The 25,665-nt window shown below is 39.5% G+C and carries 21 protein-coding genes, 1 tRNA gene and 2 pseudogenes; 10 read left to right on the top strand and 14 right to left on the bottom strand.

The genetic code is table 11. From position 1 onward, the window contains the following. The first annotated feature begins 354 nt into the window (after positions 1–354). A protein-coding gene (locus tag ACSJJG_RS15220) for an IS1 family transposase (RefSeq protein ID WP_282885603.1) occupies positions 355–1,049 on the top strand; the annotation gives its coding sequence in 2 pieces (ribosomal slippage) (positions 355–604 and positions 604–1,049; 696 coding nt in all). Between the two features lie 848 nt (positions 1,050–1,897). On the opposite strand, the gene ACSJJG_RS15215 is transcribed toward ACSJJG_RS15220, so the two are convergent. Next, complete coding sequence (locus ACSJJG_RS15215; RefSeq protein WP_189761388.1) at positions 1,898–2,452, bottom strand: NAD(P)H-dependent oxidoreductase; 555 nt, start codon at positions 2,450–2,452, stop codon at positions 1,898–1,900. Positions 2,453–2,570: 118 nt separating this feature from the next. Here ACSJJG_RS15215 and ACSJJG_RS15210 point away from each other — a divergent pair, with 118 nt between their 5' ends. After that, positions 2,571–2,930, top strand: a complete 360-nt coding sequence (locus ACSJJG_RS15210) for a winged helix-turn-helix transcriptional regulator (protein ID WP_189761389.1) — start codon at positions 2,571–2,573, stop codon at positions 2,928–2,930. Between the two features lie 141 nt (positions 2,931–3,071). On the opposite strand, the gene ACSJJG_RS15205 is transcribed toward ACSJJG_RS15210, so the two are convergent. The 4 genes from ACSJJG_RS15205 to gloB all read right to left on the bottom strand — a co-directional run bounded on the left by ACSJJG_RS15205 (position 3,072) and on the right by gloB (position 7,298). Beyond that, entirely contained in the window at positions 3,072–4,169 is a 1,098-nt protein-coding gene (locus ACSJJG_RS15205; RefSeq protein WP_193836458.1) for an ISAs1 family transposase, read from the bottom strand. A gap of 446 nt (positions 4,170–4,615) precedes the next feature. Next, entirely contained in the window at positions 4,616–5,080 is a 465-nt protein-coding gene (locus ACSJJG_RS15200; protein WP_481090452.1) for a MepB family protein, read from the bottom strand. A 58-nt stretch (positions 5,081–5,138) separates the two neighbouring features. Then, positions 5,139–6,470, bottom strand: coding sequence for a murein transglycosylase D (gene mltD / locus ACSJJG_RS15195; protein WP_481089819.1), 1,332 nt, complete (start codon positions 6,468–6,470; stop codon positions 5,139–5,141). Positions 6,471–6,542: 72 nt separating this feature from the next. Further along, positions 6,543–7,298 carry a hydroxyacylglutathione hydrolase gene (gloB, locus tag ACSJJG_RS15190; protein ID WP_481089818.1) on the bottom strand — a complete coding sequence of 252 codons (756 nt, stop codon included), beginning with the start codon at positions 7,296–7,298 and terminating at the stop codon, positions 6,543–6,545. Between the two features lie 52 nt (positions 7,299–7,350). Between gloB and ACSJJG_RS15185 the strand changes: the two genes are divergently transcribed. After that, entirely contained in the window at positions 7,351–8,067 is a 717-nt protein-coding gene (locus ACSJJG_RS15185) for a class I SAM-dependent methyltransferase (protein ID WP_481089817.1), read from the top strand. An 8-nt stretch (positions 8,068–8,075) separates the two neighbouring features. Here ACSJJG_RS15185 and rnhA read toward each other — a convergent pair. Further along, a pseudogene (gene rnhA / locus ACSJJG_RS15180) lies at positions 8,076–8,608 on the bottom strand (ribonuclease HI). 1 nt (position 8,609) lies between these two features. Here rnhA and dnaQ point away from each other — a divergent pair. Both dnaQ and ACSJJG_RS15170 read left to right on the top strand, forming a co-directional pair. Beyond that, the gene (dnaQ, locus tag ACSJJG_RS15175; RefSeq protein ID WP_481089816.1) at positions 8,610–9,359 is read left to right on the top strand and encodes a DNA polymerase III subunit epsilon; all 750 of its coding nucleotides are present in this window, start codon (positions 8,610–8,612) and stop codon (positions 9,357–9,359) included. 137 nt (positions 9,360–9,496) lie between these two features. Then, positions 9,497–9,573, top strand: a tRNA-Asp gene (locus tag ACSJJG_RS15170). Between the two features lie 120 nt (positions 9,574–9,693). On the opposite strand, the gene ACSJJG_RS15165 is transcribed toward ACSJJG_RS15170, so the two are convergent. The 6 genes from ACSJJG_RS15165 to ACSJJG_RS15140 all read right to left on the bottom strand — a co-directional run bounded on the left by ACSJJG_RS15165 (position 9,694) and on the right by ACSJJG_RS15140 (position 14,863). Beyond that, a complete protein-coding gene (locus tag ACSJJG_RS15165) occupies positions 9,694–11,808 on the bottom strand; it encodes a peptidase domain-containing ABC transporter (RefSeq protein ID WP_481089815.1) in 2,115 nt (704 codons plus the stop codon). A 2-nt stretch (positions 11,809–11,810) separates the two neighbouring features. Then, entirely contained in the window at positions 11,811–12,653 is an 843-nt protein-coding gene (locus tag ACSJJG_RS15160) for an HlyD family secretion protein (protein ID WP_481089814.1), read from the bottom strand. Positions 12,654–12,743: 90 nt separating this feature from the next. After that, a complete protein-coding gene (locus ACSJJG_RS15155; RefSeq protein WP_481089813.1) occupies positions 12,744–13,115 on the bottom strand; it encodes a hypothetical protein in 372 nt (123 codons plus the stop codon). Further along, entirely contained in the window at positions 13,108–13,575 is a 468-nt protein-coding gene (locus ACSJJG_RS15150; RefSeq protein WP_481089812.1) for a hypothetical protein, read from the bottom strand. The genes ACSJJG_RS15155 and ACSJJG_RS15150 overlap by 8 nt, the downstream gene beginning before the upstream one ends. Positions 13,576–13,818: 243 nt before the next feature. Continuing rightward, positions 13,819–13,986 (bottom strand): dynobactin A family peptide antibiotic, encoded by a 168-nt coding sequence (gene dynB, locus ACSJJG_RS15145; protein ID WP_189761225.1) that lies wholly within the window; start codon positions 13,984–13,986, stop codon positions 13,819–13,821. Positions 13,987–14,005: 19 nt separating this feature from the next. Further along, on the bottom strand, positions 14,006–14,863 hold the full coding sequence (locus ACSJJG_RS15140; protein ID WP_481089811.1) for an SPASM domain-containing protein: 858 nt from the start codon (positions 14,861–14,863) through the stop codon (positions 14,006–14,008). A 715-nt stretch (positions 14,864–15,578) separates the two neighbouring features. Between ACSJJG_RS15140 and ACSJJG_RS15135 the strand changes: the two are divergent. From ACSJJG_RS15135 to fbaA, 5 genes and pseudogenes are all read left to right on the top strand, one after another. After that, positions 15,579–16,731 (top strand): annotated as a pseudogene (locus tag ACSJJG_RS15135) (IS3 family transposase). A 541-nt stretch (positions 16,732–17,272) separates the two neighbouring features. Beyond that, positions 17,273–19,267, top strand: coding sequence for a transketolase (tkt, locus tag ACSJJG_RS15130; protein ID WP_481089810.1), 1,995 nt, complete (start codon positions 17,273–17,275; stop codon positions 19,265–19,267). A 289-nt stretch (positions 19,268–19,556) separates the two neighbouring features. Next, positions 19,557–20,576 carry an erythrose-4-phosphate dehydrogenase gene (epd, locus tag ACSJJG_RS15125; protein WP_481089809.1) on the top strand — a complete coding sequence of 340 codons (1,020 nt, stop codon included), beginning with the start codon at positions 19,557–19,559 and terminating at the stop codon, positions 20,574–20,576. Positions 20,577–20,650: 74 nt separating this feature from the next. Continuing rightward, positions 20,651–21,817, top strand: coding sequence for a phosphoglycerate kinase (pgk, locus tag ACSJJG_RS15120; protein WP_481089808.1), 1,167 nt, complete (start codon positions 20,651–20,653; stop codon positions 21,815–21,817). Between the two features lie 57 nt (positions 21,818–21,874). Continuing rightward, complete coding sequence (gene fbaA, locus ACSJJG_RS15115; RefSeq protein WP_481089807.1) at positions 21,875–22,951, top strand: class II fructose-bisphosphate aldolase; 1,077 nt, start codon at positions 21,875–21,877, stop codon at positions 22,949–22,951. A gap of 163 nt (positions 22,952–23,114) precedes the next feature. On the opposite strand, the gene dtpB is transcribed toward fbaA, so the two are convergent. Together dtpB and hpaC are read right to left on the bottom strand one after the other, a co-directional pair. Continuing rightward, complete coding sequence (dtpB, locus tag ACSJJG_RS15110) at positions 23,115–24,566, bottom strand: dipeptide/tripeptide permease DtpB (RefSeq protein WP_481089806.1); 1,452 nt, start codon at positions 24,564–24,566, stop codon at positions 23,115–23,117. A gap of 580 nt (positions 24,567–25,146) precedes the next feature. Continuing rightward, positions 25,147–25,665, bottom strand: a complete 519-nt coding sequence (gene hpaC, locus ACSJJG_RS15105; protein ID WP_481089805.1) for a 4-hydroxyphenylacetate 3-monooxygenase, reductase component — start codon at positions 25,663–25,665, stop codon at positions 25,147–25,149.

Here is a 25,665-nt window from a genome sequence, read left to right as displayed (position 1 = left end):
ATCATAGGATCTTTCCGGCTTTTGATTTATAAATCAGTCACTACTAACCCCAATAGAACTGGTTTGTGCATTTTTTAACCTTTCTATTATTTTATTCAATCCGTCTTTTCCATCTGTGATTCTATTTTCCATTTCGGTTAGCTTATGAATAAAAGAAACTACATCCTTATTTTTTAATAAAAAGTCTATTTTGTAATAATCTTTAATCTTGCTGAGGTTTTCCGAACCACTCCATCTCGTTGAAGAAGAGAAAATATTTTAATGTAAAATTTCATTGGAATACTAAGGGTTATTTCGGTCACGTATTCAATTTGTTGTTTCTCATGTATACTCCTCACTTTTTCAGGAAATCAGATGGCAACGGTAGAAGTGAAATGTCGATGTTGTCAACAAACCGAATCGGTAAGAAAACATGGCACGGGTCAAGGTGAACGTCAGCGTTATCGTTGCCTGTCTTGTCGCCGTACTTTTCAGCTTGAATATGCTTATCGTGCTTGCCGGACGGGCATAAAAGAACAAGTTGTGGATCTTGCCATGAATAATGCCGGTATCCGTGACACTGCACGGGCACTACATATCAGTATTAATGCTGTCGTTCGCACTTTAAAAAATTGTCCCCACGATGTGTAACCACATTACCGCTGGAACAGGTGGAAATTGAGCTCATCTGTGAAGTCGATGAGATGTGGTCATTTGTTGGGAATAAAAAGCAACAACGTTGGTTATGGTATGCTTGGGAGCCTCGTCTGAAGCGTATTATTGCCCATACTTTCGGCCGACGAAGCAAAAAGACGTTGAAGAAACTGCTCAAAAAATTATCGCACTTTAACGTCGCTTTTTGGTGTACCGATAAATTCAAGGCTTACACCTTGTTGCCCACGGATAAACACCTCATCGGAAAAAGTTTTACGCAGCGTATTGAACGTGAAAACCTCACCCTTAGAAACCGAATTAAGCGGCTGAATCGTAAAACATTAGGCTATTCAAAATCACCGGAAATGCATGACAAAGTCATCGGGACTTTTATCGAAAGAGAATATTATATTTAAGACCAATCAACATTTTGAATACGTGACCTCAGTTTGCAGTTGTTCATTGAGAATTGCTGAAAAAAAATTGACCTTGCTCGACCCAACCGATACAATATTCAATTGTCAATACTCATGATCCATTGCCTGCAAGGATCAGCTTACGAGTGGCGAAAAAAAACTCCCGTAGCCTGAAAGGGAGTGCATGCCATGCGGTACATCTGCGCACTTTTGGAAGCAGATATTATCAGACCCATAACCCATGTCCGACGATGAAAGTTTCCCGGTCTCAAAGTAAAACCGGCTGACCACTCAATAGAGCAGAATATTCCTGTCTCACGCTGAACAATACTGTTTTAACCGGTACAACATTTAATTACGTTTTGTATTCATCACGATAAACGTCCTGAAAACTTCGCGGCGTCACTTGCGTTAAAGCGGAGCGATTACCAAGTGACGCCGCCAAGCGTCAACGTCCAGAGCAGATGGACGTCCCCTTTTTCAGCGGCAAACAGTGTCATCTTTCTTTCCGACTTTTCGATGCATTGAATTTCGGGAGAACATCTCATGAATACGATCAAAGTCGTTGGCATTGACCTCGCCAAAAACGTTTTTCAAGTCTGTGTCTGGATGGACGTAAGCGCTCAATTAACCTGTAAGGTTTTACACGATAGCCTTCCGGCGGGAGCCATTCACTTTTCAAACTCCGGAGTACCCGTTCCATCGGTGAATTATCATAGCAGTTGCCTCTGCGGTTCATGCTTATGAAATAGCCATGAAGCAAAGGAATATTGATATCTATTCTTTGATGATCTTGGCTATTTCTTATAATTTTAGATTTATTTAAATGTTAACCATAAATTATTGTTTCAGTAATTTGCATTAATATTTCTTTGAATTACTCTCTTTATTTTTTCACTATGAGCTTTAGCTTTTTCTTTTATTTCGTGCTCAGTATGTCCGTTAACAGTAGCTATATCATAAAGAATAACTGGATCTATATATTTCATTTGTGAATATTCTGCTGATTTTTTGATGGATTTAAGAAAGCTATCTATAAGAAATTGGCTGTTATCTTGTTTGAAGTTTTTCTCTGATTGCCCTATTGTAAGACTGGGCAGGAGTTTTTTGTTTTTTAATTTATTCCCTTTTGAACCATAAGCGAATTGATATGTGAAAACTTGATCAAACCAAGCTTTAAGAATTGCGGGCATATTAAACCAGTACATCGGATACTGTAAAATGATTAAATCATGTCTTAATAATGCTTCTTGTTCAGAATTAATATCAATGTTGTAATTTGGGTTTAATTGATGAATATTACGGATCTCAAGATCAATGCTACTATTTTTTAATTCTTCAACAATCGTTTTGTTCGCAATTGATTGTTCAAAATTTGGGTGGGCCAATATCATTAAAGACATATTAAATTTCCTTAAGTTATATTTTTTAAAGGCTATCAATTTGATAGTTACTATAATTAGTTTATGATGATTTTTTTCTATGACAATAACTATCCAGTTAGATAGTAGGGAGGAGTTTATGGTTGAAGTTACGAAAGGCGGGGGCTGCCAAGTTTCATTGAATGGGAAGAGTTACCCTTGTCCTGTCAGTATGGCTATGGATTTGATTGGTGGTAAATGGAAAGGAGTCATTTTGTATTACCTGAAAGATAAAAGTAAAAGATTCAGTGAGTTAAAAAAGGATATCCCTCATATTACTGAGATGACTTTAAGCATACAACTCAAGAAATTAGAGAAAGATGGATTAGTTTTAAGGGAAGTATATGGAAATAAACCACCCATTAAGGTTATTTACTCTTTGACGGACTTTGGGGAGTCACTTAAACCCGTTTTGGAAGCTATATCGGCATGGTCGCATGAAATATCTGGAGGTGTATAGGTTACCCTGAGATTTTCATTGCATTTTTAACAAAATTTATTTTATTGAGGATATTTTTGCAATACAAAAGCTGTTTTCAATAGTACCGGCCAGAAGGCAATCGGGTAAACAGACAGGGCGGGATTCCACTTTGCTCTTAATTTAACCAAAGATAAGCTGACTGCGGAATTTCCCTGACCATGTTGCCATTCGGCGCTTAGCTTTTTGACTGTCCTTAATACTGGTATCTTGTTTAATCACATTTAACGCAATTCGGTTAAAAAGCGCCATCTGTGCCGCACCATCGGGATCTTTAAGTGAGATAGCATCTTCCCTGAACGTGACATCCAAAACCCAATGTAGCTCATTTTCCACCGACCAATGTCTTCTGATGGCTCTGGCCGCAGTTTCTGCATCCAGTGGCAACGAACTCACGTACCAGCGAGAATCGCGGTGGCAAGATTTGCCTTTGACTGTTCGTTCGCTCACAACTTCAATCACACTCTTTATTGACGGCCATTGTTGCTGAAGGGGTTCCGGTAATGTCGCGCTGAGCTGCATCACATGGCGCAGTTCTTCCCGGCCATGACCCCGACTTTTTTCGGTAAATTCAGCCAGTTCATCCTTCTCGTAATTTGAAGAAAAATGAGATTTAACAAATTCATAGAGATTTTTTTGATTGCTTTTCAGACCGACAATAAAATCACCGCCGCGTTGGGTGATTAATGCGAGTGTTTCTTTTTGGCAATGCAGGGCATCCATCGTAATGATAGCGCCATCAAGCGCCAATAATTCAATCAGTTCTCGGGCAACAGGGCCTTCTTTTCCCTTGCTTTCCGCCGCCCGATGATACAGCGCAACACCCGATTCGATATCGTACGCACTCACGATATGTAACGCTTCAAACAGCGTGCCTTTGCAGGTTCCCCGCATCGTTTTTCCATCAATGGCAATAACACTTTTTCCGGCATTAACCCGGCGTTGGTTAATCCAGCTATAAAAGGCTTCGACGAGCACATCTTGATCTATCAGTTTGATAATATTCGCAATACAATGACGGCGAGGAATACCATGGGTAAAGTGCGTGTATTTTCTCAGCCATTCAATTTGTAACTCACCAAATTCCTGAATGGCTTTCCAGCCCGACGCACCGCACAATACAGCAGAAAAAGCTAAAAAAATCACCTCGATAAGTTCATGTTTTTTATTAATGTCAGAGCGGTGGTCATCTATCTTGCTGATAAAATTAAAAATACTCATTATTGGGATCGTGATTATTTAGAATGGCAAGATCTTAACGTGTTAATGAGAAAAGTACCTAAAAAAATTAGGGACTGACTTTTATTTAATCTAAATAACCCTATGGAAATTGTGAGATCTAGCCCTGGGTAAACAGAGGCAAAATAATACGGGAGTATGGTAGATAGTTGAACTAAATAAAATAATTTAAAAACAACAAAATAACTAATTTTATCGAATCCTGTAGGTGCTTAAATGGCGCATACCGCTCGCTGCACTAGCCTGAGACGTGTAACCGGGCGCAGCGTTGCGCTACAGTGGTATCGACGGCAACATTCGCCCGGAAAACTCCGGCAAAACGTGTTGCTCCAGCCACGTACGCAGCATGGCTCCCTGCGTAGCATCCTTACGTTCAATCGACAAAACGCCAAGCTCTATAATAATTAAATAGGCGGTAATAACTCAATTTAATTATTTTTTTTGTTATTATAATTTAAGAAAATTTTCTTAAATTGCTCAATGGCAGAATCTTGGTTATCGAAACTTATAAAATATGAAGATTGCCATTTTTGTGTTTGCATTGCCTGTTTTGATGCAGGGAATACCCATTCAGGATAGACCCGAATACCTCTTTTACCTGCTTTAGTTTGACTTGAGAAAATCCCTTGTTTTATCAAAATATGTGAGTCAAACAGAAAAAGACCTTTTCGATGCTCCGAAAAAGTCGCTATTAGACAAAAATCAATGTCATCACTTTTTTCAAAAGGCATTATTTCTGCATCTGGAGTCGGCCTTTTCCAAAGAGTGACAAATTGCCCTTGTTTATTCGGCGTTGTTTTAGCTTGACGAAAAACTATAGATTTACCATCCAGTTGAAAACGCATAGCATTATAATCACGGCTTTCTGTTTCGAGGTAGGGAGTGGACGTTATAAAATAAACTCCCTATCCAAAAGGACAGGGAGTCATGTATTGGCGAGAATAAAATTATTTACTCAAGATAAAGTGTCAAAGCCATACCTGGTTTTATCTCTTTGACCTTAATGTTTTTATTCCAATTGATCAAATCATTAAGATTTACACCATGACGTTTGGCGATGCTGAAAAATGAATCACCTTTGCGCACTTGATAGGTGACTGGGCCGCTGTTATCGATTTTCAGCACTTGCCCGATCTTAAGCCGATCAGCCGTTTTTAAGCTGTTCAGTCTTTGTAGCTCTCGGTGAGTGGTCTTGAAGCGCTTTGCAATCGCTGACAATGTATCTCCGGCACGAACAATATAGTGACTTTGTTGCTGTAATTTGTAGGTATTGTGTTTAACCGCCAGGCGGATGTCATTCAAGACGTTTTTATTTGCCAGGGACGCCTTAAATTGATTAACGTTCTTCCTTGGTAGCATGATGTAATGCGGTCCATAAGGAGACGTCATACCTTGTTTATAGCCCGGGTTATATGCCCTGATTGATGTCAATGATAGCCCAGCTAGTTCAGCCGCTTGTGACAACATGATCTGTTGCCCTACTTCAACCTTTGCCAAAGCGTGTTGGTTGTCAGGCTCAGGAAGTTTGAAACCAAACTGTTTGTTATGGCGAATGATATTACTCAGTGCCAATATCTTGGGAACATAGTGCATTGTTTCCCGTGGCAGTGACAGCGACCAGAAATCTGTTGGTTTCCCTTGGGCTTTATTGTCTTTGATTGCACGTATAACTCTGCCTTCGCCACTGTTGTAAGCGGCAATGGTCAGAAGCCAATCCCCATTGAATCGTGTGTTAAGATATTCAAGCATATCAAGAGCAACGGTTGTTGATGCCGCAATGTCACGACGGGCATCGTACCATTTATCTTGTTTCAGTCCATAATGACGGCCAGTACTTGGGATAATCTGCCATAATCCTGCCGCCTTGGCATAGGAAGTCGCATGGGGGTCAAAGGCACTCTCCACGATGGGCAGCAATACCAGCTCCATTGGCATATGTCGATTATCAAGCTGCTCAACTATCCAATAAATGTACGGTTCTGCACGCAATATGACATTTTGAATATGGCCCTTGTGTTTCAAATAGTAACTTTGTTGTTCGCTCACCCTGCTATTATCAGGAGTTTCCATCTTCAACTCATCGCGAATATGTCCCCACAAATCTTGTTGGGCTGTCGGACTCACCTTCCAGTTTGCAGGATCATCTGATTCTGCAATACCGTTTGCTTTCTGATTCGTTGAAGACATCTTCTGTGCTTGTTGCTGGGAAGGAGCCTCTGTTTGCAGACTCGATTGACACCCAGCAAGAAGAACAGAGGTGAACAAGATCGTTTTTGTCTTCATGTTCTTTTCTAATGCCTGTCTAAAAGGTGAGCAATGATACTGGCCTATTACGTGGAAGACAACCCAATAAAATTAAAATCGATCTTTATAAGTTCTTAATCGCTGAAAAATAGAGGAAAGTGGCGTTGAATTAGGTTTGATACCGATATTTTTTTGTAAATCAATATCGTGGCAATTTAAGAAAACATTGATTTTTTTCTCTGTTTGTAAATCTGTTGGGATTGTTGCTTGGTTATTTTCACGTAATTTAAGAATTTCTTGATAATAATCGTGAATAATCTGATTGTCAGGTAATACTGTTTTTGCAAATTTCATATTTGCCACCGTGTATTCGTGAGCACAGCAGATCAACGTATCATCGGGTAATGATGAAATTTTCTCCAGAGAGGAAAACATTTGTTCGGCTGTACCTTCAAATAGTCGTCCACAACCGCCAGAAAACAGCGTATCTCCACAAAACAGATAGGGAGCCTGATAGAATGCAATGTGGCCAAGTGTATGTCCTGGTAGTGCTATGACCCGGAAAGAAAAATGTCCTATTTCAACGGTGTTATCTTCATGGACAATATGAGTAGTTCCTTTGTTTTGTGTCTCTTCAGGGCCATATACAGGTAATTCAGGGTATTGTTTGAGTAGCCCGGGAACACCGCCAACGTGATCATAATGGTGGTGTGTTAGTAGAATCGCAGCCGGAATAAGTTGATTTACTGCTAGAATATCAATTACAGGTCGTGATTCAGCAGGATCGATAATGGTGCAATGTTTGTTTTCATCACAAAGTAACCAAATGTAGTTATCTGAAAGGGCTGGTATCCTGATAAGCTCCATGATATGCCTCATTTTTATAGTAGGTTTATAAGTAGGTTGAAAGGAAGATGACATGCGATCAGCACGTTCAATTAAGCAAATAACCCTCCCTTCTTCTTGGGCCGCGTTACCGTGGGGAGAATATTACCGCGTCGCCCTGGAACGTCAATTGGAACCGTGGTGGCCCAAAATCTTTGGTTTTCATTTAGTGAAAATCGGTAACTTAAGTGCCGAAATTGATACTCGTTCCTGTTTGGTCAGCCATCAAGTTAATATAGGGTTACAAGGGCAAAATATGGATGTCATTACTGATCCCAATTACCTCCCTTTTGCAACTAAATCTGTTGATGCTTGTTTGTTGGCGCATATGTTGACTTATAGTATTGATCCACATTGGCTTTTGAGAGAAGTCGATAGGATCATGATAGATGATGGTTGGTTGGTTTTCAGTGGTTTTAATCCAATGAGTATATTAGGTTTCAAGAAAATGATTGCTCCGGTATATCGTCGGCAATCTTGCAAAGCTCAAATGTTTTCAATGCTGCGTCAATTGGATTGGCTGCGTCTTCTTAATTATGAAGTTATCCATCATGCCAACTTCCAGGTTTTACCGTGGCAAAGCGGAACGCGTTTTGATAACTCCTGCATGTCAATATTGGGTTGTCTGAATGTGATTATTGCCCGCAAACGGACAATACCGTTGACATTAAACCCTATGCGGGCAACATTGATGAAACCAAGATTCAGTAATGCACTGGGGGCGGCGAAAAATATTCACCGACACGATTAGTTGGTGGGTTAATTTTCGCTTTCGATATAGCCATCATCCGTTTGAGTAGGGTTATTCGCGGCTGTGCGAGCCAGCTCATCACACCGTTCATTCTCCCGATGTCCGGCGTGGCCTTTGACCCAGCGCCAATCAATGTCATGCCGCGCGATAGTTTTATCGAGCCGCTGCCAGAGATCGACATTGACGACGGGCGATTTGTCTGCTTTTTTCCAGCCGCGTTTTTTCCAGTTATGGATCCATTGGGTGATCCCTTGACGCACATACTGGCTGTCTGTCGTTAAGATTACGGTACAGGGACGTTTGAGCGCTTCCAATCCTATTATGGCTGCCATTAATTCCATGCGGTTATTGGTTGTGTGAAAATAACCGCCACTCAACGTTTTTTCTTGCTGTTGGTAGCGGAGTAAAACGCCATATCCGCCAGGACCAGGATTACCGAGGCAAGAACCATCGGTGAAAATTTCTACCTGTTTGTTCATTTTTGGTAGACTCTTCCTATATTGTCTTTAATCAAAAATCTAAGTCTGACACAAAAAAACATTATGAGCACTGCTATTACCCGCCAAATAGTCCTCGATACCGAAACAACCGGTATGAACAAGTTAGGTGTTCACTATGAGGGGCACAACATCATTGAAATTGGTGCCGTGGAGGTTATCAATCGTCGTCTGACAGGGCGCCATTTTCATATTTATATCAAGCCAGAACGTTTAGTTGATCCCGAAGCGTTTGAAGTTCACGGTATTAGTGATGAATTTTTGCAGGATAAACCGAAATTTGCTGATATTGCTGATGAATTCATTGAATTTATCCGTGGTGCTGAGTTGATTATTCATAACGCAACGTTTGATATCGGTTTTATGGATTATGAATTCCGTAAACTGAATCGAGATATTCCACCAACTGCTGAGTTTTGTACCATTACAGATAGTTTGGTATTGGCGAGGAAACTTTTCCCTGGCAAACGTAATAATCTTGATGCGTTATGTGACCGTTACCATATCGATAACTCAAAACGTACTCTCCACGGGGCGTTGCTCGATGCTGAGATTCTGGCAGATGTCTATCTGTCAATGACAGGTGGTCAGACATCATTGGCTTTTTCGATGGAAGGAGAAACGTTAGGCAGTACGCAGGTTGTAGAAATCCAGAAGATTACTCGCCCACAGGCAGGGCTGAAAATTGTTTATGCTTCCGATGAAGAATTAATTCAGCATGAATCTCGTTTGGATTTGGTGAAAAAGAAGGGGGGAAGCTGTCTTTGGCGTATAAAACCTGAACAGACACATTGAGAAACAGCGACAAAATGGTGGTAAATGCATAATTGAGGCGAAAAACTGTGCAAGGAAACTATTTTGTTATAAAAAGAGATTGACGGATTTTATCGTAGCTCGTATTATCCACCCCGTTCTTAACCAGAACACCACGCGGTGCGGTAGTTCAGTTGGTTAGAATACCGGCCTGTCACGCCGGGGGTCGCGGGTTCGAGTCCCGTCCGCACCGCCAGAATTTATAAGCCCTGAGTTTTTGACTCGGGGCTTTTTTTTGTTGAAAATCTGAATATACGTAAAAGCAAGGCTCGCTAATTTTTATAAAACTCTAGCCATTATTGAAAAAATGCGCATTTCATTGTTCTAGCTCAGCATTTAAATGAATAATTCTGTCCGCACTTTTAATGGTAGATTCTCTGTGTGCCACTATTATTCTAGTCATATTTAAATTTGCAATTGATTTATTAATAAATGACTCATTATTTGTATCTAAATGACTTGTTGCTTCATCCATGAAAATAATTTTAGGTTTTTTATAGAGTGCTCTAGCTATCATTATTCTTTGTTTTTGACCACCTGAGATACTTCCTCCTAGTTCACTTAATTGTGTATAATATCCCATTGGAAAATTAGCTATTTCACTATGTATATTGGCCTTAATTGCACATTCAATAACATAATTCATATCTATATTATCATCGAATCCTGAAATATTTTCTGCAATTGATCCGGAAAAAAGCTTATCTTCCTGTAAAATACAAGAGATATTTTTTCTGTAGTTATTAATTCCCAAAAAATATATATCATTATTATTGAATAATATTTCTCCTGATTGAGGCTGAATAAGCCCACACATTATTTTAATAAGAGTGGATTTTCCTGTGCCGGATGGACCTATTATTGCTACAGATTCTCCTTCATTAATTTTTATTGAAAAATCTGATATTACTGGATAAGTTGCACCATCATACGAATAAGAAATATTTGATAGCTCTAAAGATGCCATATGATTATTCTCAACATCAATATCATTTTTGAAAACTTCTTTCTCTTGCAAAGCAATTTCAGATAATCTCTCATTATGTAATGAGAGTAACTTCAATTCTACGGATTTATTAATGACATTAGTAACACGATCTGAAAATTGCCCTCTATAAGTATTGAAAGCTATAAACATTCCTATAGTTATAGAATTATTTATTACTAAATATGAACCAACCCAAAGAATGATGATTTGATCTAGAGAGATAATTATAGAGCTTAACGCATTAGTAATAATTTCTATTTTTTTCTTTTTTATTTCAGATTTATTTAAACTCTTAACTTTATCACCATAATTTCTTAATCTATTATTAAGCAAACCAAGGGATTTAATTGTTGGCATACTGTAAAGACTTTCCATAAAGAAAGAATTTATAGCAGCCTCATTTCTGATTTTTTTATCTGATGATTTTTTATATATTCCATATACAATTAATTTAACCATAAAATATAAAGTTGAGAATAATATCACTACAGAAGTTAGACCTCCACCATAAATAATCATCATACTCAACAAACCTAGTATCATCAAAAAATCAATGATTAAATTCACTATATTATTACAAAATGTTTCTCTAATATCTTCTATTGAATTAAATCTAGATTGAATATCCCCTAATTTTCTATTTGAAAAATAATCAAGAGGAATTTTCAACAAATGTCCAAACAGACTATTTTTCCATTGCATATCCAAAAGGACGTTTATAGAAAGGGACATATAAGATCTTATTACATCAGAAAAAGTTTTAACTAGAGTAAAAAAGATCAAGAATATGCAGATTGATGACAACAATAGTGTATCTTTTGTCACTATAACATGATCCATTATTAACTGGATTCCAATTGGAATAGTAAGCGCGATACTTTCTATAAGAATAGAAATTGCAAATATCTTAAAAAGAGCACTTGCCAAGCCTTTGGAACTCTTGAAAAGGTCTATTAATTTAATTGTTTTTTTATAATTGTCTGATTTCTTTTTAAATTCTGGGGCTGGTGTTAATTCTATTGCTACTCCCGTAAAATGCTTTGAAATCTCATGGATAGATAATACTTCCTCTCCTTTTTCAGGATTAAATATAAAGAATTTATTTTTAGTTACTTTCTCTAAAACTACAAAATGGTTCATATCCCAATGCAGTATACATGGTTTTTTTAAAAGATTTATTTCATCAACATCTAAAGAATATACATTAGTATTTAATTTATTGTTTTCTGATATACTTAACATATCTTTTAAGCGTAACCCTCTTGAGTAAAGGCTATTATTTTCTTTTAACTCTTTTAGAGTCGTATCATGTCCATAATAGCACAATATCATGGCAATACATGCAATTCCACAATCTGCAATATTTTCTTGATAGATAATGTTAATTTTTCTGTTAAAAAAGATATTGGGAACAAAGTCAAACAATGAATCTTTATTTGTCATAATTACTCCATGTGTTTTTTAAAATTATATTTAGCTTTATCTACCATAAAATTATAAATGGTTTTATTTTCAATTATTAAAGATGTTTCTGCTTTCATTCCTGCAACTAACTTTAATTTATCTATGTTTTTGTCAGTTATTTTAATTTGTATAGAATAAAGATTATCACCAGTATTTTTAGTATCATTTTTTAATTGCTGTGAAGTAATATTCTCATTATTTACAATAGATTGAGAAATTTTATCTATTACTCCATTAAAGGAGCCATACTTTTGAAACGGGTATGACTGAAATCTTATATTGATTTTTTCACCTATCTTCACATAAGGATAATGCTCACTCTTTATACTAAAAACAATAAAGTATGATTCTACTTTTTGGGGTGATATTTTAAGTAGCGGATCATTTTTAATTACTTCCTGTCCTAATGTCTTATATTGATAATCCAAAACTCCATCAATAGGAGATGTTATAATCCTGTTAGTATCAGAGTTTATATCAATTTTTTTTAGTTCAATTTCATTGAGTTGCTCTTGCAATAATGAAATTTTATTATCTATTTCATTTGTTTTGCTATCTCTATCTATAAAAAATTGAGACTTTTTCTCCAATAAGGAATTTAATTGCTGATGTATATTTATATAACTAATTTTATTCTGAGCATAATTATTACTTATTGAATTTAGTTGTTCTATAGTTACATATCCTTTCTTCAAGAAAAGTTCATATTTTTTTCTAGTATCATTATGCTCTTGGATAATTTTATTTGATTCATTTAATTCGTTTCTTAGGCTTTCTATTTCTTGGTCAGTAAAGGTTATGTTTTTTTCATAAAACTCATCCACTTTTATTTTTAATTCCTTTTTATCATTTATATTTTTATTTAATTTATCTATTATTGAATGTAAGTTTTTAAGTTTTTATAGTTTTAGTTTTTAAGTTTTTAAGTTTTTAAGTTTTTGAGTTTTTAAATCTCCGTTGATATCTTCATCAATGTTTTTTACTTTTAAAACAACATCACCTTTAAGTAATTTATAAGATTCCAATATACTAACATTTGAGAATTCAATATATCCTGTTATCGGCGATCTTACTATTACTGTTGAAGGAAATGAATTAACTTCACCCTCTATTTCAATTCTATTACTTATCTTTAATACAAAAATTAAAATAAGAAGAAAGTTCATCAAAAAAACTGTTATTACATACAAAATAACTGAGGGTGGGTAAATCCTAATTATCGTATTAGGAACCCATTTCCTCTCATTATTTTCTTGATTTATATTCCTGAAAATTCCTTCATTCATTATTATTTTTACACCATGATTTAATTAAATAATCATATAAAAATGTAGTTATAAAGCAAATGAGAAACCAATTAACCCATGATATTGAGTTTTGCAATATAGATATCAAGAAAGGGTTTCCTATAGCAAAATCCATTAATGGTTGCCGAACTAGTCTACCCATGATCGCCAATTCAAGTAACCACATAATAATTCCTCTTGTGAAAGAGTTATATGTAGGCATGCTCCTTTTTATGAGTATATACAATATTGTTATACCAAAACCTGTTTCTATACTTGTGAATGCAGCCAAGTACCTAACATCCCAAGAGGGTAAAACAGATACGTTATTTACTTCACTTCTAATGTATGGTATTAACCATTCAACGTTAATAACATGAACTATAAATCCAATAAGCGCAGTAAATATAGATACAATTAAAATAATAAAAAACACTACTTTTTTTTCGTTACCCATCACATAAGCCTCTAAAATTTATGATCATAATAATTATATAGTTTAATCATTTTGTTAAAAATTTCAAAAATTAATTTTTATATATTTAATAAAGATCTTCGATCCATCTGAAAACAACTCCATCTGTGATTAAAGCCAAAGAATTACGTAAACTTAACGGGTCAATAGGAAGGTTTTTTATTATGAATGTTTAAATGCGCAATAAAAATATGAGTGGGAGAGGATACTCTCTCTCCCTATAACTAATTAAAAACTATATTTATATATATTACCATCCCAACCAGGACTAGCTGCTCGTTTTACAAGTTTGTTTACCTGCTTAGGTTCTACAGACTGACCAACATCTTTTCCTGCTCCACCTACGCAATCTAATAGCGCTTTATTCCATAAATTACTTTTTTTTAAGTCTTTCATAGTAAGTTCCTTATCATGTTTATTTAATATTTACTACTTCTATTAACTTGGATTTATGCTTTTCTATCTCTAAAAAAGCACTAGTTCCAAGCAGACCATCACTCATATGTTTACTATATGGCTTACTTGCAGTTAGCCCTCTTCCATTTAATCTTTTTTCTATATGTTCATACATTTTATACAAGCTTGGGCAATAATAGTCTTTATGAGATATATCATTATCATGATATTTATATGCCCTTGCAGGACAACCACCATGACAGACATGTTGCCACTTGCATTTTTTACACGAATCAGTGCCTTCTCTTGTTCTATATATTGTTGCCCTTGTACTACTCATTAATTCTAAAATAGAATTATTCTGTAAGTTACCGTATTTCATATCAGGTTGGGCAGAGAGACTTGCGCATGGATATAAATCTCCAACAGGATCAACAGAAAAGGAGGTATTTCCACATTGGGCCATTCCTATACAATCAGCCGCTCTTCCTGCTAGAATTTCCTGAGTTTTCCTTACAAAATCAGAAACAAAAATGTAATTTTCAGGTTCTGCATAAAACCATTTATCATATAATTTACTCCATGGTAGATAATATTCATCAGGGTCTAATCCGAGATCTTGATAATTATCTACGGCATTTCCTGATTTATTTAATGGAATCACGTTAAATGGTAATTTATTTTCAAACATGAAATCATATATTTCATCCGTATGATTAATGTTTGTCTTGCTCATTACTAAAGCACAACCAACATCAATATCATTTTTCCTTAGTTTATTGATTCCTTCAATAATCTTATTGAAACTCCCAGTATCCTTATGTGTAACTCTATTTTTATCATTTAGATCTTTAGGTCCATCAATAGATATAGACATGAAAAATTTATTTTTTTAATAAAATCACACCATCTTTGAGTTATAAATGTTCCATTTGTTTGAAGGGCATTTAAGTACCTTATACCATTGCTGTACTTTTCCTGAAAAGCGACAGCATTTTCATAGAAACTAATACCGGGTAACATTGGTTCACCACAATGTCATATGAAATGAACATAAGCAAATATTTTCTTATCATTGGCATAGTCGAACGTATCTTTAATTGTTTTTTCAAGAATTTCCAGTGTCATAACAGGATGTCTTATGTCTTCGTTATAACAATATTTGCATGCTAAATTACATCTATGGGTTGGTTTTATTATATTTACAAGTTGCATATTAATTTTCATTGCACATCCCATTACTGACGTAAGAAAAATATTCAGTTTAATTTAGGGTTCTCATAATTCGTTGAGTTGAAATATAGCATATTAACAACAAATTAATAAAGATGTGAATATTGATTCAAATCAAATAAACTTAATGTTTATTTTTTTAAAATTTACTTGAAATTTAATTTCATTGATGAAACCATAAGTTATAATCATATATATTTCCAATATTAAATAATAACAAGGCATCATGAAATAAATAATATTTTCTTATTTCTATAAATTTAATTTAAATTTTAAATTAATTGTTATTCTTTTTTAACTCTATTTTCGGACACGTCAAAGGCCTGCTAATGTTATTAACATGACAATGAGGTGTGACGATGAAATTGAAACCCACCAAACATCAATATTCCGCTGAATTTAAGCTGGAAGCGGTTCAACAGGTTGTTCTCCATCAGCAGCGGGTTGTTAAAGTCGCCCGTTCACTGGGGATTGATGCCAGCACCCTGGGAAAATGGGTTCGCCAATACAGAGCCGAAATGCAGGGAATTACGCCTGTAGGCAAGGCCCTGACGCCTGAACAACGCCAGAGACAGGCATTAGAAAAACAGGTGAAACGTCTGGAAATGGAAAAAGAAATCCTAAAGCAGGCAGCCGTGCTGATGAGCGAGATGCGTCGTGGCGCTATGCGTTGATCACACGGCTGAGCCCTCGATGGGCAATCACGGAATTATGTCAGATGCTTCAAGTGTCACGCAGTGCCTATTATGACTGGCGACAACGGCCTGTCGACACGGAACGTATGCAGTTGCGCATCCGGGTTCGTGAACTGTATAACCAAAGTCGCGGAGCGATAGGCAGCCGGACATTGAGTCATTTGCTGACCCATGAAGGGAAACCGGTTGGACGTTGGCTGGCCCGGCGTCTGATGCAGGAATGTGGATTACAAAGTCGCCAACCGGGGGCTCATCGCTATCGCCTAGCCGGGAAAGGCCCCCGCTCCCCCAATCTGTTAAAGCCACAGTTTTCGCCCGACGCACCGAATATTCGGTGGTGCGGTGACATGACGTATATTCGAAATTCGTGACGGCTGGTGTTATCTGGCGACCGTGATAGATTTATTCTCCCGCCGTGTTGTCGGCATGGCGATATCGGCTTCACCGGATGCCGAGTTGGTGTGCAGAGCCTTGAGTAATGCACTCGAAACCCGTCATATTGAGGGACGTCCAGGGAAGCCAATACAGCAGCAATAAGTTCCGGCGTTTATTATGGAGAAACAAAATCATCCAGAGTATGAGCCGACGGGGAAATTGCTGGGATCATTCCCCGATGGAAAGAGTCTTTCGCAGCCTGAAGAGTGAATGGGTTCCGCCGGAAGGGTATCTGGATATCCATGATGCCATACGGGATATCACGCCATATTTGGGCGGCTATTACAACCACCATAGTCCGCATAGTTTTAATGGTGGGACTTCACCGGTTGAATATGAAAAGCAGTGGGAAGAGGCTAAAAATGTGTCCAGTATTTCTTGACCACTACATTTTTTATAATGATTTGATCCTCTTGATTATAAGTAAAAGTTGCGTTTTGACTATAATCGACAGGAAGATCTATCTGTATAATCGGCATTATTTTCCCCTGGTTTAATGCTCACATCAAAACCACACTGACTCTCTTCATCGCTTCCATTTTCTATCCACTGTTGGGCAGTAGCAAAGAGCTTCGGGATGTTTTTTATTAAATCTTGATCCTAATCCTAATTTGGCTGAAAAACTCGCCTTTTTGGCCTTGATTAACCTATTGGGTATCGTGTCTAATACGTAGTTTTTTATTGCGCAAGTCACGCTGGGAAATTATTCCCTATTTGCGCAATAACACCTTCAGTTGTCCACTCGATCTCGATAGGGCACCAAAACAACGAGGTAAATCAAAGAATTATTGTCAAGGAGAAATTAAGATAGTTCTCCTTATCATCTGGCATTAATTTCTGGTATTAATGATTGCGGTTTGTATGCTGCGCTGCGAAAATTAGTTCTTAGTTCACTAACGCTTTTATCCGACTTGGAGTAAAGAATGACCACTCGTAAAACCCTTGCTAATGCTATCCGCTTCTTGAGCATGGACGCTGTGCAGAAAGCAAAATCAGGGCATCCTGGCGCACCAATGGGAATGGCTGATATTGCCGAAGTGCTGTGGCGTGATTATTTAAACCATAACCCTTCTCATCCTGGCTGGGTTGATCGTGACCGTTTCGTGTTATCCAATGGCCACGGCTCCATGCTGATATACAGCCTTCTGCACCTGACGGGTTATGATGTTTCTATTGACGATTTGAAGAATTTCCGTCAACTACACTCTAAAACTCCAGGCCACCCAGAATATGGCTATACTCCGGGCGTAGAAACTACGACTGGCCCATTGGGACAGGGTATTGCCAATGCAGTCGGTTTTGCGATTGCAGAACGCACACTGGCAGCGCAGTTCAACCGTCCAGGCCATGATATCGTCGATCACTATACTTATGTATTCATGGGTGACGGCTGTATGATGGAAGGTATCTCCCATGAAGTTTGTTCTTTGGCGGGTACACTGAAACTGGGCAAATTGATCGCATTCTATGATGACAACGGTATTTCTATCGATGGTGAGGTAGAAGGCTGGTTCACTGATGATACCGCAACACGTTTTGAAGCCTATGGCTGGCATGTTATCCGTGGTGTAGATGGTCATGATTCTGATGCGATTGCGGCGGCTATTGAAGCAGCCCGCAAAGAGACAGGTAAGCCATCCCTGTTGATGTGCAAAACCATCATCGGCTTTGGTTCACCAAACAAAGCAGGCAAAGAAGAATGTCACGGTGCCCCGCTAGGTGATGCTGAAATTGAAGCAACCCGTAAGGCACTGGGGTGGGAATATCCTGCGTTTGAAATTCCTCAGGACATTTACGCTGGCTGGAACGCCCAGGAAGCAGGCAAAGTCAAAGAAGCCACTTGGGAAGAAAAATTTGCTGCCTATGCGCAAGCTTACCCAGAACTGGCTGCTGAATTTAACCGGCGTACCCGCGGTGAGTTGCCAGCAAACTGGGAAGCTGAGTCCAAGGCATTCATTGAAAAGCTGCAACAGAACCCAGCTTCTATTGCGAGCCGTAAGGCATCACAAAATGCACTGGAAGCCTTCGGTAAAGTTCTGCCAGAATTCATGGGTGGCTCTGCTGACTTAGCACCAAGTAACCTGACCATGTGGTCTGGTTCTAAGCCTTTGAACGACGTTCAGGACGGTAATTACATTCACTATGGTGTGCGTGAATTCGGTATGTCTGCCATCATGAACGGTATCGCATTACATGGTGGTTTTGTGCCTTATGGCGCAACATTCCTGATGTTCGTGGAATATGCCCGTAACGCTGTACGCATGGCGGCTTTGATGAAAGTGCGTAGCATCTTCGTTTATACCCACGATTCCATCGGACTGGGTGAAGATGGCCCAACTCACCAACCCGTCGAACAAATTGCCAGCCTGCGCGTAACGCCAAATATGAGCACATGGCGTCCATGTGACCAGGTTGAATCTGCGGTGGCGTGGAAATATGCCATTGAGCGCAAAGATGGTCCAACTGCATTGATTTTCTCCCGTCAAAACCTGGCACAACAGGATCGTACTACTGAGCAATTAGCGAATATCGAGAAAGGGGCTTACATCCTGAAAGATTGTGCAGGCCAGCCTGAGTTGATTCTGATTGCAACGGGTTCCGAAGTGGAATTGGCGGTGAAGGCGGCCGAGCAACTGACCGCTGAAGGTCGTCAGGTTCGCGTGGTTTCTATGCCATCTACCGATGCTTTCGATAAGCAAGAGGCTGCATATCGTGAAGCCGTATTACCAGCGGCAGTTTCTGCCCGTGTTGCCATCGAAGCGGGTATCTCTGATTACTGGTTCAAATATGTTGGTATCAATGGTGCTATCGTCGGTATGAATACTTTCGGTGAATCTGCACCTGCTGATCTTCTGTTCAAAGAGTTTGGCTTCACGGTTGAAAATGTAGTAGCCAAGGCAACGGATTTGTTGAAATAACCGGCAAATAATCCATATTAAGCGCATTCGTATCAATTTTAGAGCGAATGCGCTCTTTTTTTGTTCAATTTTTCCTCTATCATGTGACGAATGGCGCTTGCCATCACTCTTGTTTTCTCGTAATCTGCTTTCATAGTGGCTGAACCGTTTCAGTTAGGTGTGTGATTTAGTTTATAAAATGTCTTGTATGTCACAATCTGGTTAATTTTGTGATGAATTATCAGTACAAGCAGACATTGCTCAGTTATCCTAAGCGGTTGCGTAACTACAGAGAAATTCAGGGAGTAACATGACTATCAGGGTAGCGATTAACGGTTTCGGGAGAGTTGGGCGTAGCGTGTTGCGTGCTCTTTACGAATCCGGGCGTCAAGCTGAAATTTCAGTGATCGCTATCAATGAGTTGGCCGATGCACAAGGCATTGCTCACTTATTGAAATACGATTCCAGTCATGGGCGTTTTGCATGGGATGTACGCCTGAATAATGATTTACTGCAAGTAGGAGAAAACAGTATTCGGTTGTTTCATCAACCGAATATCTCAGCCCTGCCGTGGAAAGCGCTGGATATTGATATTGTACTTGACTGCACGGGTAAATATGGTGAGCGGGCAGACGGAGAGTCTCATATCGCTAGTGGGGCTAAAAAGGTCCTGTTTTCACATCCAGGGGGAAATAATCTGGATGCGACCGTGGTATATGGTGTCAATCACCATTCATTGGTTGCCGAAGATCGTATTGTTTCTAATGCATCCTGTACAACAAACTGCATTATTCCAATCATCAAAGTGTTGGATGATGCGTTCAATATTGAATCAGGTACGGTGACAACCATCCACGCATCAATGAATGATCAACCCGTGATTGATGCTTATCACTGTGATTTACGTCGAACCCGGGCGGCCAGTCAATCCATTATTCCTGTTGATACAAAACTGGCTGCGGGGATCACACGTGTTTTTCCTAAATTCAATGATCGGTTTGAGGCGATTTCTGTTCGGGTGCCCACTATCAATGTGACGGCCATTGATTTAAGTGTCACAGTCCGCTCGGCAGTGAATGTTGAAGATGTGAACCAGATCCTGCAAAAATCAGCGGTCAGGGAGTTTCGTGGTATAGTGAATTACACGGATCTGCCGTTGGTTTCAACGGATTTTAACCACGATCCCCACAGTGCTATTGTGGATGGCACACAAACGAGGGTGAGCGGGAAACACCTGATTAAAACCCTTGTGTGGTGTGACAATGAGTGGGGCTTTGCCAATCGTATGATTGATACGACGTTGACAATGGCCGCAACCGGTTTCAAATAATCATTTGTTGTGTCACAAACGGCACACAGCAGAAGATTGAGTAATTTTATAAAGAATCAATGAGAGGATTCACCATGTCTGTAATTAAGATGACTGATTTAGATCTGGCGGGTAAACGTGTCTTGATCCGTGCTGATCTGAATGTGCCTGTAAAAGATGGCAAAGTTACCTCTGATGCACGTATCCGTGCATCTTTGCCGACGATTGAGGCTGCGTTGAGTCAGGGAGCCAAGGTCATGGTTACTTCTCACCTGGGACGTCCAACTGAGGGAGAATACAACGAAGCGTTCTCACTGCAACCTGTCGTTGAATATTTGAAAGAAGCACTTTCTTCTCCTGTTCGTCTGGAAAAAAACTATCTGGATGGTGTTGACGTGGCGGAAGGCGAACTCGTTGTTCTGGAAAACGTTCGCTTCAACAAAGGTGAGAAAAAAGACGATGAAATGTTGTCGAAGCAATATGCTGCACTGTGTGATGTGTATGTAATGGATGCTTTTGGTACTGCACATCGTGCTCAGGCATCCACTCACGGCGTTGCTAAGTTTGCCCCAATTGCTTGTGCTGGTCCGTTGCTGTCTGGTGAATTGGAAGCTCTGGGTAAAGCACTGCACAGCCCTGCCCGCCCAATGGTGGCGATTGTGGGGGGGTCTAAGGTTTCAACCAAACTGACAGTCCTTGATTCTCTGTCCAAAATTGCCGATCAGCTAATCGTAGGTGGTGGGATTGCTAATACGTTTGTTGCCGCAGAAGGGCACAACGTGGGCCGTTCGCTGTACGAAGATGATTTGATCTCAGAAGCGAAAAAACTGATGGAAAGTTGTGACATCCCAGTCCCTACAGATGTTCGTGTTGCGACAGAATTCTCTGAGACTGCGCAAGCGACGCTGAAATCCACCAGCGAAATTAAAGATGAAGAGCAGATCCTTGACCTGGGTGATGCTTCTGCCGAACGTCTGGCTGAAATCCTGAAAAGCGCCAAGACCATTTTGTGGAATGGCCCGGTCGGTGTGTTTGAATTCCCTAACTTCCGTAAAGGAACCGAAATTATTGCCCGTGCAATTGCCGAAAGTGATGCTTTCTCAATCGCAGGTGGCGGTGATACCTTGGCGGCAATCGATCTGTTCGAAATTGCTGACAAGATCTCTTACATCTCTACTGGTGGTGGTGCTTTCCTTGAGTTCGTTGAAGGCAAAAAGCTGCCAGCCGTTGTGATGCTGGAAGAACGCGCTAAAAGTAATTAAGTTGTGATAACAGGCAGCATTGGCTGCCTGTTTAATGTCAATACAGGACCACGTAACATGTCTAAAATTTTTGATTTCGTAAAACCGGGTGTCATCACTGGTGATGATGTTCAAAAAGTCTTTGCCATCGCTAAAGAAAACAATTTCGCGTTGCCAGCGGTTAACTGCGTTGGTACTGATTCCATCAACGCAGTGTTGGAAACGGCGGCAAAAGTACGTGCTCCGGTCATTATCCAGTTTTCCAACGGTGGTGCCTCTTTCATTGCCGGTAAGGGTCTGAAAGCAGAAGGTCAACAAGCTGCAATTATTGGTGCTATTTCGGGTGCTCACCACGTTCACCAGATGGCAGAACATTATGGTGTGCCGGTTATCCTGCATACCGACCATTGTGCACGTAAACTGCTGCCATGGATCGACGGTCTGCTGGATGCGGGTGAGAAACATTATGCACAAACTGGCAAGCCGCTGTTCTCCTCTCACATGATCGACCTGTCAGAAGAATCTCTGGAAGAAAATATCGAGATTTGCCGCCAATATCTGGCACGTATGGCGAAAATCGACATGACACTGGAAATCGAACTGGGTTGTACTGGTGGTGAAGAAGATGGTGTTGATAACTCCCATCTGGACAGCTCTTCCCTGTACACTCAGCCGGAAGATGTGGCTTATGCGTATGAGAAACTGAACGCTATCAGCCCACGTTTCACCATCGCGGCTTCTTTCGGTAATGTTCACGGTGTATACAAACCAGGCAACGTTAAACTGACGCCAAAAATTCTGCGCAACTCACAGGATTACGTTTCTGAAAAATTCAACCTGCCACACAACAGCCTGGACTTTGTCTTCCACGGTGGTTCTGGCTCTACCGCAGAAGAGATTGAGGAAGCCGTGAGCTACGGTGTAGTGAAAATGAATATTGATACCGATACCCAGTGGGCAACTTGGGAAGGTATTCTGAACTACTACAAAAAGAACGAAGGTTACCTACAAAGCCAGTTGGGTAACCCAGAAGGCGCAGATAAGCCTAACAAGAAATTCTACGACCCACGTGTTTGGCTGCGTGCTGCTCAGGCTTCTATGGTTATTCGTCTGGAGCAGGCCTTTAAAGAACTGAATGCGGTTGATGTGCTGTAATAAATTGTTATTTATATGAAATTTATTATTTAGTTCATGTGAAAGCTGGCTAAGTTCTTTTTGAATTAGCCAGCTAAACTGGGTGTTCTCCCCACCCGTTATTTGAATTATCAACAAGCTGAACATTTGTTTAATCTTGTTTAATCAAGCAGGGTTAGGCAAGTTACGCTTTCATAATCTTGTTCAACCACGGCACCATAAAGGCCATAATCACGGCGACAATCAGTGTGACAATCCCAATTTTGCCAAATACGCCAGTATAAATTGGCAGGGTTTGCAGTGGATCCGTCACGCCTTCTGGTGCGGCAGTAAAGGTTGCTACATAACTACCCAATACTGATGCCGTGGCTTGTGACAGGAACCACATGCCCAGGATAAAACCCGTCAGGTAGCTAGGAACAAACGTTGCCACCATTGCCAATCCCAATGCACTGATCATTAACTCCCCGATGCTCTGGAACAGATACACCAGTACGATAATCCATGGGGATGTAATACCATTCTCATCGGCAAATAAACCAGAGGCGGCGGCGGTCAGGAAGCCCAGGGAGCATAAGAACATGCCGAAGGTGAATTTTGTTGGCATGGAAAAATCTTTACCTTTGTTACCCAGTTTAGTGTAAACCACGGCCAAGATAGGGCTGACGATGATGATCCAGAATGGGTTCAGTGCTTGAAAACTGATGGGATTGACATTAAAACCCAGAATCTGGTGGTGAACATTATTGATGGCGAAGAAGTTGAGGGAAGTTGGCATCTGGTTATACAGGATAAAGAACACGATAGCCTGAAGCATCAGAATAAATGCCACAAACATTTTATTGCGGCCGACTCTGTCTTGTTTGAATGCCTGCCAGAAGAAAATCACCACAACAATGGTTGAGATTGCCATGAGGGCAATATTGGCAATTTTGATGTTGTGCAATAACCATGTACAGATGCCAATCATAGTTACTGTACCAATCAAGACCAAAAACAAGGTGGTATAGCGCAAAGGGGCATGGTCTGGCTCTGAACCGATGTTATGTACCATACGACGGCAGGCGATATAAACCAGCAGGGCAATAATCAGACCGATACCACAGATATTATAGGTGACTGCATAACCATATTTTTCGGCAATAACGGGGGCAAAAGAGAGGGAAACCAGAGAGCCAAGATTGATGGACATATAGAATAGCGTGAATGCACCATCCAAACGTGGGTCTTGCGGCTGGTAACATTTTGCCAGCAGACTGGCAGGATTGGCTTTGAAAAGGCCATTACCGACAGCGACGGTTCCCAGGGCATAAAAAATCAGCTCAGGATTTAGGATAGAAAGGCCAATCATAAAATAGCCTATTGCCAGTACAATGGCGCCCAGAACAATGGTTCGTTTTGTCCCCAGTAAGTGATCACCAACATAACCACCGATGGAAATCAGGCCGTAGACCAGCGCAGTAAATGCACCAAAAGTGATAAATGATTGTGCTTCTGAAAAACCGAGCTGTTGAACAAAGTAAACAGCCAGAATGCCTTGAACACCGTAGTAGCCAAATCGTTCCCACAGTTCTACAAAAAATATCATGAAGAAAGGTTTGGGTTGATCCCATAAACCGATCGGAGCTTTACTCATAGTGACGCCTCTGTTTGCTATCATTAGATGGGCAATACACTCAGATAAAAATATATTCAGATAATTATACTGTTGTTAACATATTTATAACTTGAATGTATCGCGTAGGTTGTGATTTTGTTTATTTATTCAAGGTGATTGTCAAGCGAGGGAGATTAATATACTGGTATGACATCTTCTCAACGATTGATCACACGAACGAAAAAAAGTAATACCAGATCTGACAGAATATTCACCAAATTAATATCAAAAATTATTAATAAGGGGGTTTTGTGCTCGCAAACAAATCAATTTGATTGTCATTTAATCTCTGTTGTTTGTTATTTGTTTAAAGGAGGTAGATAAAATCAAAGTGGCTATGAAATTGAATCTCTTTTATCTATATATGAAATTTTCATTATGTATTTTGAAATGAGATTGAGAATTTTCAGACTGAAATTTTTGGCCAATATTCAGTGCTAAGTCTATTAGATATTAATTAAAAAGATATTGATAAGAATTTAGAGATGAAGGCTCTTTGTTAAGGAGCCTTCATGTTAGGAGGTTGTATTAAGAATACTTCTGTTTTAATGCGCTGTTTTTAAACAACGGTTACCATATTTTCATCCATCACTGGATGAAAATTACGCTTAAAGTAAATAAGGCCATGACCTTCTTCACGAACAATACTCTGTTTTATTTCTACCAGATAGACATAGTGAGTACCGACTTCCTGTACTTGCGTAATACATCCTTCTAAATTGGCGAGTGTCCCTTGTAGCAAGGGTTGTCCCAGTATGCCAGTTTTCCAGATATCCCAATTAAAGCGCTCTTCCATGCTGATACCCGTCATGCCAGCGAAATGGCGTGCTATCAATTCCTGTTCATGATTCAGGATATTGACACACAGATGGCCATTTTCCTGAAATACCGGATTCATGGCGCTATTGCGATTAATACATACCATCAGAGTCGGAGGCGTATCTGTCACAGAGCACACCGCCGTTGCAGTCATACCGCAACGTCCTGCTGGACCATCCGTGGTGATGATATTCACCGCAGCGGAAAGGCTTGCCATCGCATCCCTGAAACGCAAGCGATGTTTATTTTCTACAGACAT

The organism is Xenorhabdus sp. SGI 60 (assembly GCF_056632175.1).
Note: the sequence above shows the minus strand (reverse complement) of the source record. Positions and strands in the feature narration are given on the sequence as shown.

Coding starts and splice junctions, on each gene's coding strand:
- ACSJJG_RS15215 (WP_189761388.1), bottom strand. CDS start 2,452: ATGTCTTTAATGATATTGGCCCACCCAAATTTTGAACAATCAATTGCG.
- ACSJJG_RS15210 (WP_189761389.1), top strand. CDS start 2,571: ATGGTTGAAGTTACGAAAGGCGGGGGCTGCCAAGTTTCATTGAATGGG.
- ACSJJG_RS15205 (WP_193836458.1), bottom strand. CDS start 4,169: ATGAGTATTTTTAATTTTATCAGCAAGATAGATGACCACCGCTCTGAC.
- mltD (WP_481089819.1), bottom strand. CDS start 6,470: ATGAAGACAAAAACGATCTTGTTCACCTCTGTTCTTCTTGCTGGGTGT.
- gloB (WP_481089818.1), bottom strand. CDS start 7,298: ATGGAGCTTATCAGGATACCAGCCCTTTCAGATAACTACATTTGGTTA.
- ACSJJG_RS15185 (WP_481089817.1), top strand. CDS start 7,351: ATGCGATCAGCACGTTCAATTAAGCAAATAACCCTCCCTTCTTCTTGG.
- dnaQ (WP_481089816.1), top strand. CDS start 8,610: ATGAGCACTGCTATTACCCGCCAAATAGTCCTCGATACCGAAACAACC.
- ACSJJG_RS15165 (WP_481089815.1), bottom strand. CDS start 11,808: ATGACAAATAAAGATTCATTGTTTGACTTTGTTCCCAATATCTTTTTT.
- ACSJJG_RS15155 (WP_481089813.1), bottom strand. CDS start 13,115: ATGAATGAAGGAATTTTCAGGAATATAAATCAAGAAAATAATGAGAGG.
- dynB (WP_189761225.1), bottom strand. CDS start 13,986: ATGAAAGACTTAAAAAAAAGTAATTTATGGAATAAAGCGCTATTAGAT.
- ACSJJG_RS15140 (WP_481089811.1), bottom strand. CDS start 14,863: ATGTCTATATCTATTGATGGACCTAAAGATCTAAATGATAAAAATAGA.
- tkt (WP_481089810.1), top strand. CDS start 17,273: ATGACCACTCGTAAAACCCTTGCTAATGCTATCCGCTTCTTGAGCATG.
- epd (WP_481089809.1), top strand. CDS start 19,557: ATGACTATCAGGGTAGCGATTAACGGTTTCGGGAGAGTTGGGCGTAGC.
- pgk (WP_481089808.1), top strand. CDS start 20,651: ATGTCTGTAATTAAGATGACTGATTTAGATCTGGCGGGTAAACGTGTC.
- fbaA (WP_481089807.1), top strand. CDS start 21,875: ATGTCTAAAATTTTTGATTTCGTAAAACCGGGTGTCATCACTGGTGAT.
- dtpB (WP_481089806.1), bottom strand. CDS start 24,566: ATGAGTAAAGCTCCGATCGGTTTATGGGATCAACCCAAACCTTTCTTC.
- hpaC (WP_481089805.1), bottom strand. CDS start 25,665: ATGTCTGTAGAAAATAAACATCGCTTGCGTTTCAGGGATGCGATGGCA.